The sequence below is a fragment of the Pseudomonas sp. K5002 genome (assembly GCF_013386655.1).
In the GTDB taxonomy this organism is placed as follows: Bacteria; Pseudomonadota; Gammaproteobacteria; order Pseudomonadales; family Pseudomonadaceae; genus Aquipseudomonas.
This window is the reverse complement of record NZ_JACARK010000091.1, coordinates 6,633-6,902: the sequence shown is the minus strand read 5'-3', so window position 1 is coordinate 6,902 and position 270 is coordinate 6,633. Positions and strand designations below refer to the sequence as shown.

1 protein-coding gene is annotated in these 270 nt (G+C 60.7%); it reads left to right on the top strand.

Going from position 1 to position 270, the window contains the following annotated elements; genetic code table 11:
• Positions 1-252 (top strand): methyl-accepting chemotaxis protein (locus tag HX846_RS05725; RefSeq protein ID WP_256739779.1); only part of this gene is annotated, 252 nt, incomplete at its 5' end.
• Between the last annotated feature and the right edge of the window lie 18 nt (positions 253-270).

Genomic DNA, 270 nt, shown 5'->3' with positions numbered 1-270 from the left:
GTGGTGGCGGATGAGGTGCGCAGCCTTGCGGCGCGAACCAGCCAGGCGACGATCGAGATTGTGGATGTGGTGCGCAAGAACCACGACCTGTCGATCAGCGCGGTGTCGAGCATGCAGTCGAGCCTGAGCCGCACGGGGCTTGGGGTGGAGCTGGCGAATGAGGCGGGGCAGGTGATCCTGGAGATTCAGGAAGGGTCACGGCATGTGGTGGATGCGATCAGTCAGTTCAACTCGACACTGCAATTGCAGTAACACCGCAGATCAAATGTG